The organism is Caulobacter sp. (assembly GCF_035254145.1).
In the GTDB taxonomy this organism is placed as follows: domain Bacteria; phylum Pseudomonadota; class Alphaproteobacteria; order Caulobacterales; family Caulobacteraceae; genus Caulobacter.
Window position 1 is genome coordinate 1 of record NZ_DATFAV010000289.1, and the last position, 7,283, is coordinate 7,283.

6 protein-coding genes are annotated in these 7,283 nt (G+C 68.7%); all 6 read right to left on the bottom strand.

What is annotated here, in order from left to right; translation table 11 throughout:
* Positions 1-42 precede the first annotated feature (42 nt).
* Entirely contained in the window at positions 43-828 is a 786-nt protein-coding gene (locus VJ655_RS17425; protein ID WP_324113272.1) for a dienelactone hydrolase family protein, read from the bottom strand.
* A 58-nt stretch (positions 829-886) separates the two neighbouring features.
* Positions 887-1,477: a hypothetical protein gene (locus tag VJ655_RS17430; RefSeq protein ID WP_324113274.1), complete on the bottom strand. Its 591-nt coding sequence runs from the start codon at positions 1,475-1,477 to the stop codon at positions 887-889.
* Entirely contained in the window at positions 1,474-1,986 is a 513-nt protein-coding gene (locus VJ655_RS17435; protein ID WP_324113276.1) for a DUF2939 domain-containing protein, read from the bottom strand. The genes VJ655_RS17430 and VJ655_RS17435 overlap by 4 nt, the downstream gene beginning before the upstream one ends.
* A 114-nt stretch (positions 1,987-2,100) precedes the next feature.
* On the bottom strand, positions 2,101-5,178 hold the full coding sequence (gene infB, locus VJ655_RS17440) for a translation initiation factor IF-2 (protein ID WP_324113278.1): 3,078 nt from the start codon (positions 5,176-5,178) through the stop codon (positions 2,101-2,103).
* Between the two features lie 210 nt (positions 5,179-5,388).
* Positions 5,389-6,039: an RNA-binding protein gene (locus VJ655_RS17445; protein ID WP_324113280.1), complete on the bottom strand. Its 651-nt coding sequence runs from the start codon at positions 6,037-6,039 to the stop codon at positions 5,389-5,391.
* A 112-nt stretch (positions 6,040-6,151) separates the two neighbouring features.
* On the bottom strand, positions 6,152-7,283 hold a 1,132-nt coding region (gene nusA / locus VJ655_RS17450), incomplete at its 5' end, for a transcription termination factor NusA (protein WP_324113282.1).

Sequence of the window (7,283 nt, forward strand, 5' to 3'; positions counted from 1 at the left end):
GAAAGTCCAGAGCTCCCCCGCCTCCCCCTGCGGGAGAAGGGTTTAAGCTCCGGTCCGCTCCCGGAAGAACGCGATCACCCGGTCCCGCGCCTTCATCGTACCGCTGTTTGGAACGGAGCGGTGCAGGTGCAGGGTCAGCACCGAGTGGGGATCCATGGGCTGGCCCGGCGCGGCGTCGGCGTCCTCCAGCTCGATCACCTCGACCCTGTCGCCGAACTCGGCCTTCAGCCGCGCGATGCGGGCGCTCGGAACCAGCGTGTCGGACCGGAACCGCATGGCGATCAGCGACAGGTCCTCATCGTTGAAGCGTCGCTTGGCGCAGGCGATCTCGGCGGCCGAGCAGTCGAGTCCGCCTCGGTCGCGGAACGGCAGCGAGGGCTGGGACATCACCGGCGCCACCACGGCGGGCTCGGTCATCATCGCCAGGGCGAAGCCGCCGGTGAAGCACATGCCGACCGCGCCTACGCCCTTGCCGCCGCATTCGTCGTGGGCCCGCCGCGCGAGAGCCCGCAGCCAGTCGACGATGGGACTGGAGCGGCCGTCCTTCCAGACGCTGAACTCGCGCCGAACGCAGATGTTCTTGAGGATCTCGCCGATCGCATAGCCGCGCGTCACGGTCTTGCCCGGCTTGCCGAACAGACTGGGGCAGAAGGCGGTCATGCCGGCCCCGGCCAGGTCACGGGCGAAGTCCAGGACGCCCGGATGCAGGCCTGGAACCTCGTGGATGACGATCACGGCCGGGCCTTCACCGATGCGAAAAACCTCGCGTGTCCAGCGACCGTCGTTGAATTCGAAGCGCTCGAACCCCGCCAGCGGATCATCCGGCATCGCTCGCCCTCCCATGCCCCGGATCAGGCTAAACCGGAACCGGGAGCGCGGCCACGGATCAATTCGAGGTGTCGGGATGCTGGGGGCTGTCGGTCCAGTCTTCCATCGGGTCCGGCGCCCGGCCCTTCGGCAGGCGCCACTCGCCGCGGTACGAGAAGTCCAGGGTGCCACACAGCCGCGCCTTACCCCCCGAGTCCTTAACCGCGGAGTCCTTAGCCGCCTTCGGGTCGTCGCCGAACGCCTGGATGCGCAGGTCCCGACGCACGACGATGGTGCTGAACGATAGCCAGAGGCGGGTCGAGCCGGGGCAGAAGGCGCGCGCATAGACCTTGCCCTGGGCGGCCTGGGCGTCGACCTCGTAGAGCGCCGCATCGGCGTCGACGCCCTCCATCGCGCCGAGGCCGCCGGGACCCAGGTCGCGCTGACGACCGCCCTTCAGCCGCGCTTCGGCTGGAACGCCCGTGGCCAGAACCTTGATCGGCCGCGCGCCGCCCAGCACGCCCTGATCGAACACGATCGTGACGCCCGCGCCGGTCAGGCGCTTGGCGTCCGGTGAGATGGGGTCGTACGAGAACATCCGCGTCTCGGCCCTGGCGGCGCTCACCGCGATCAGGGCCAGGGCCGCGCCGCCCCAGATGGCCGTCCTCATCGCTTCAGGTGAAGGTTCGCCGCCTGCGGATCGAAGCCCGTCAGCCGCCAGGTGGCGCCTTCGCGGGTGAAGGTCAGCAGGCAAGGACCGTCGCGCTTGGCCGCGCAGACCCGGCCGTCGCCGACGGGCCGCAGGGCGCTGGCGATGGTCACGCGCCCTGGAATGGGTCGGTCGGGCGAGTAGCCGTAATAGTTGGCGGCGGCGTGGAAGGTCTCCGGCCGGATCAGGGCTTCGCCCGCCACGTCGGCGATCGTTCCCGCCGCGATGGCGGCCAGGGCCATCACGCCATCGCCGGCCCGGCGCTGGCGGGCCTCATCCATCAGCCGCGCCTCGATCTGACCCTTCAGCGCCTGGCGGTCGACGTGGGCGTCGAAACGGGCCCGATCATTGTCGCGGATGGCGATCAGCAGGTCGTGCACGTCGCCGGCGGCGTCATAGCGGTCCACGGTCGCGCAGGCGCTCAAGGTCGCGGCGACGGCGGTCAGAGCGAGAAGGGCTTTGATGCGCATACAAAACCGTACCTTCCGATTGGGGCGATTTCCAGTCGTCAGGTCCCGCCAAAACACAAAGGGCGCGGACCTTGCGATCCGCGCCCCCTGAAAGTTTCGATCTGGCGACCTGCTCTAGTCGAGCTGGCGCTTGATCTCTTCGACGGTGAAACACTCGATCACGTCGCCGACCTTGATGTCCTGGAAGCCCGCGAACATCATGCCGCACTCCTGACCGACGGGGACTTCGTTGACCTCGTCCTTGAAGCGCTTGAGCGTCTGCAGGGTGCCCAGTTCCAGGACGACGATGTCCTGGCGGATGATCCGAACCTTGGCGCCCTTGCGGACCACGCCTTCGGTGACCTTACAGCCAGCGACCCGGCCGATCTTCGAGATGTCGAAGGCCTGCAGGACCTCGGCGTTGCCGAGGAAGGTTTCGCGCTGAATCGGGGCCAGCATGCCCGAGAGCACGCCTTTGATGTCGTCCAGCAGATCGTAGATGATCGCGTAGTAGCGGATCTCGACCCCTTCGCGTTCGGCCAAGGCCCGCGCCTGGGCGGAAGCCCGGACGTTGAAGCCGATGACCGGCGCGCCAGCGCCCTTGGCCAGCATGACGTCGCTTTCGCTGATCGCGCCGGCGCCCGACAGGATGATCCGCGCGCGGACCTCGTCGGTCGACATCTTGTCCAGCGAACCGATGATCGCCTCGGCCGAACCCTGCACGTCGGCCTTGATGACCAGCGGCAGTTCTTTCAGCTTCTTGTCCTGCAGCTTGGCCATCATGTCGGCCATCGAGGCGCCGGCGCCCACGGGGGCCATCGACTTCTCGCGCTTCTGGCGGATGCGGTACTCGGTCAGCTCGCGGGCGCGGGCCTCGTTCTCGACCACGGCGAAGGCTTCGCCCGGCGAGGGCACGCCGTCCAGGCCGAGGATCTCGACCGGGGTGGCGGGACCGGCTTCGGTCAGCTGCTCGTTGCGCTCGTTGAGGAGCGCGCGCACGCGGCCGAACTGGGCGCCGGCCACGACGATGTCGCCTCGCTTCAGCGTGCCGCGGTTGACCAGGACGGTCGAGACGGCGCCGCGGCCCTTGTCCAGCTTGGCCTCGATCACCACGCCGTCGGCGGTGCGGTCGGGGTTGGCCTTCAGGTCGAGCACTTCGGCCTGCAGCAGGATCGCTTCCAGCAGCTCGTCCAGGCCGGTGCGGGCCTTGGCCGAGACCTCGATCAGCTGGGTGTCGCCACCCAGGCTTTCGACGACGATCTCGTGCTGCAGCAGCTCGTTGACCACGCGCGTGGAGTCCGCGCCCGGCTTGTCCATCTTGTTGACGGCGACGATGATCGGCACCTCGGCGGCCTTGGCGTGTTTGATCGCCTCGATCGTCTGGGGCATCACGCCGTCGTCGCCGGCCACCACCAGCACGACGATATCGGTGATGTTGGCGCCGCGAGCGCGCATTTGCGAGAAGGCGGCGTGGCCGGGCGTGTCGAGGAACGTCACGCGCTGGCCGTCCTTCAGGCGAACCTGATAGGCGCCGATGTGCTGGGTGATGCCGCCAGCTTCGCCCGCCGCCACGTCCGTGGAGCGCAGGGCGTCGAGCAGGCTGGTCTTGCCGTGGTCGACGTGACCCATGATCGTCACGACCGGAGGCCGCGGCTCCATGTGATCGTCGATGTCCTCGGCGCCGATGAAGCCTTCTTCGACGTCGGATTCCGAGACGCGCTTGACGGTGTGACCGAACTCGGTCGCCACCAGCTCGGCGGTGTCGTTGTCGATGACGTCGTTGATCTTCAGCATCACGCCCTGACGCATCAGGAACTTGATGATGTCCACGCCGCGCACGGCCATCCGGTTGGACAGCTCCTGCACGGTGATGACGTCGGGAATGACCACTTCACGGGCCACGCGGGCCTGTTCGGCCACGCCGCCGCGACGCTTTTCCTTTTCACGTTCGCGAGCCCGGCGGACCGAGGCGAGCGAGCGCATCCGATCGGCGGAATCCCCGTCGCCGGCCACGGCCTGGATGGTCAGGCGACCTTCGCGGCGCTGCGGGGCGCCCTTGACGCGCGACACAGCCTTGTTCGGCGCGGCGCTCTTGCGACGATCGTCGTCCTCGTCCGGACGGCGGCTGACTTCACCGCCGGGACGCGGCGCCGAGCGCATGGCGCGCTGGATTTCCGGCGTGGCCGGAGCCGAGGCGGGAACGCCAGGACGCGGGCCGCGCGGCGGGCCGCCAGGGCCCGTACGGGCGCCGGGCGCCGGGCGCGGCGCGAGGGCCGAGTAGCGGACGGTCTGTTGTGGACGGTCGCCTTGCGGGCGATCGCCCTGCGGACGGTCGCCACGGTAGCCGCCGCGATCACCCTGCGGACGATCCCCCTCGGGACGCGGACCGCGCGGACGGTCGCCTTCCGGACGCGGCGCGCGCTGGCCGAAATTGACGCCGGCGTCGGGACGCGGGGCGCGCTGGTTGAACGGACGGTCGCCCTGCGGAGCCGGACGGTAGGTCGTCGTGCTCGGACGATCGTCCCGGCGGTCGCGGCTGGGCTCGTAGGTGCGGGTCTGGCCCGAGGAGGGCGGACGCGCGTCCTGACGCGGAGCCTCGGCGCGCGGCGCGGCCGGAACCTGAGTCACTGGAGCCTGGGGCGCCTGAGCGACCGGCGCCTGAACAACTGGAGCCTGAGCAACTGGCGTTTGAGTGACGGGAGCCGAGGCGACAGGGGCCTGGACGACCGGAGCCGCCGGCGGGGCCACGGGCTGAGCCGGGGCCGGAGCGCGGGCCGCTTCCTGGGCCGCGCGTTCAGCCGCGGCCTTGGCGGCCGCTTCACGCTGAGCGGCTTCCTGAGCCGCGCGAACTTGAGCCTCGGCGGCGTGCTGTTCGGCGGCGCGAGCCTGAGCGCTCTCGATCGCACGCTGGCGGGCGCGCAGCTCGTCTTGCGAAAGACCTCCGGCCGAGCCACCGCCGCCCTGCGGTTGCGAGGAGCGCGGGGCCGCCGGCGACGCGTCGGGCGTGTGACGGCGCTCGGCTGAAGACGGCGCGGCAAGATTGCCGGTCACGGGCGCGTGGGGGCGCGTCCGCTTGGTTTCCACCACCACCGTCTTGGTCCGGCCGTGGCTGAAGCTCTGCTTCACGACCCCTGCGCTCACCGAGCCCTGACGGGGCTTCAGCGTGATCGGGGCTCGTCCGCCGGGTCGGCCGTTTTCGTTGTCGTCGCTCATGCGCTCGCTTGTACTTCCGCCGGGCGGTACCCGGCTAAAAAACCGTATGTTCCATGTGAGAAAGGGGCCTGGACGTACTTCCAAGAAGGAAGCGCGTTTCCCGACCCTTCACTCACGAGCACGACCCGAATAGCCGTGCCCGACTTCAAAGATTCTAGAGCTTTTCCATCCCACCGGCTCACCGGAGGCGTCCGGTGGGATGGAAAAGCTCTAGCTTTCCTCGCGTCCGTTCGCCGACCATTCGGGAGGCAAAAGCGGGCGGAAGCCTGACAAACGCTCGACATCCAATGTCCAGCGATCGATGCCGCGTCCAGCAAGGAGAGCGGTGTGTATCACATTCTCCCCACCCAAGGCCAAACCCAATTCATCCGAATTGAATGCGCCCAGCAAACGGGGCGGGGTCGGGGCCTTTCGGGCGGCGGATAAAATCTTGCGGCGACCGTCCTCGGCGCCGTCCGACGCCTCGATCAGCCAGGCGACCTTGCCCGTTCCCAGGGCCGCGACCACCTTCTCGTATCCCGAGATAATGCTCCCGGCCTTCCGTGCAAGACCCAGTCCTTCAAGGACGCGCCGGGCCAGCAGAGCCTCGACCTGGTCGGCCAGGTCGGGGGCGGCGGTCAGCTTGGTCTTGGCGGCCCGCGAGAAGAGGCCCTTCTTGGCCGCGGTCGCGATCGAGTCCCGATCCGCGCCGACCCAGATTCCCCGCCCCGGCAGCTTGCGGGCCAGATCCGGAACCACCGCGCCATCCGGCCCCGCCACGAAGCGGATCAGACGCGCCTCGTCGGTCGCCTCGCCCAGGACGATGTCCTTGCGCAGGCGGTTGGCTTCGGCGTGGGTCTTGGGGGCCTGATCGGTGCTCATAACGCTCGAAAAGTTTCCGACCTTCCCGGCGAAAGCCGGGACCCAGATCCATCCGGAGCGTCAGCAGGGCTTGATCTGGGCCCCGGCTTTCGCCGGGGAAATCGGATTGGGGTTAGCCTTGGGCTTCTTCTTCCGAAGAGATTTCGGCGGCCGGCTCCTCGACGGAGGCTTCCTCGCCCTCGCCTTCGAACTCGCCCTCGACCTCTTCGTATTCCGGCTCCGGCGGAGCCTCGACCCAGCCCATGGCGACGCGGGCGCGCATGATCAGGGCTTCGGCGTCTTCCGGCGACAGGTTGAAGGTCTCCAGGATGCCCGGCTCGCGCACGCGCTCGCCGTTCTTGGTCTCGAACCAGCCGCGCATGTCGTCGGGCACCAGGCCAGCCAGATCCTCGACCGTCTTCACGTCGCCCTCGCCCAGGGCCACGGCCATGGCCAGGGTCACGCCCTCGATGGCCAGGACTCCGTCCTCGACGCCCAGGGCCTTGCGCTTGGCGTCCAGCTCGGCGGCTTCCTTTTCGAGGAATTCGCGGGCGCGGGTCTGCAGCTCGTCGGCGGTCTCCTCGTCGAAGCCCTCGATCGAGGCGATCTCGTGCGGCTCGACATAGGCGACGTCTTCCACCGCGGCGAAGCCTTCGGTGACCAGCAGCTGGGCGATGACCTCGTCGACGTCCAGGGCTTCCTGGAACAGGGCCGTACGCTCGGCGAACTCGCGCTGACGGCGCTCGCTCTCCTGGCTTTCGGTCATGATGTCGATCTGCCAGCCGGTCAGCTGCGAGGCCAGGCGGACGTTCTGGCCGCGGCGGCCGATGGCCAGCGACAGCTGTTCGTCCGGCACCACCACTTCGACGCGCTCGTCTTCCTCGTCCATGACGACCTTGGAGACTTCGGCCGGGGCCAGGGCGTTGACGATGAAGGTGGCCTCGTCTTCCGACCACTGGATGATGTCGATCTTCTCGCCCTGCAGCTCGTTCACCACGGCCTGCACGCGACTGCCGCGCATGCCGACGCAGGCGCCGACCGGATCGATCGAGCTGTCGTAGCTGATCACGCCGATCTTGGCGCGCGAACCCGGGTCGCGGGCGGCGGCCTTGATCTCAATGATGCCATCGTAAATTTCCGGCACTTCCTGCGCGAACAGCTTCTTCATGAAGTCGGGATGGGCGCGGGAGAGGAAGATTTGCGGGCCGCGGGTCTCGGCCGACACGCGCAGGATCAGCGAGCGGATGCGGTCGCCGACGCGGACC

What these genes read in the sequence shown, in the direction of transcription:
- VJ655_RS17435 (WP_324113276.1), bottom strand. Translation starts at nt 1,986, where the DNA reads ATGCGCATCAAAGCCCTTCTCGCTCTGACCGCCGTCGCCGCGACCTTG.
- infB (WP_324113278.1), bottom strand. Translation starts at nt 5,178, where the DNA reads ATGAGCGACGACAACGAAAACGGCCGACCCGGCGGACGAGCCCCGATC.
- VJ655_RS17425 (WP_324113272.1), bottom strand. Translation starts at nt 828, where the DNA reads ATGCCGGATGATCCGCTGGCGGGGTTCGAGCGCTTCGAATTCAACGAC.
- VJ655_RS17445 (WP_324113280.1), bottom strand. Translation starts at nt 6,039, where the DNA reads ATGAGCACCGATCAGGCCCCCAAGACCCACGCCGAAGCCAACCGCCTG.
- VJ655_RS17430 (WP_324113274.1), bottom strand. Translation starts at nt 1,477, where the DNA reads ATGAGGACGGCCATCTGGGGCGGCGCGGCCCTGGCCCTGATCGCGGTG.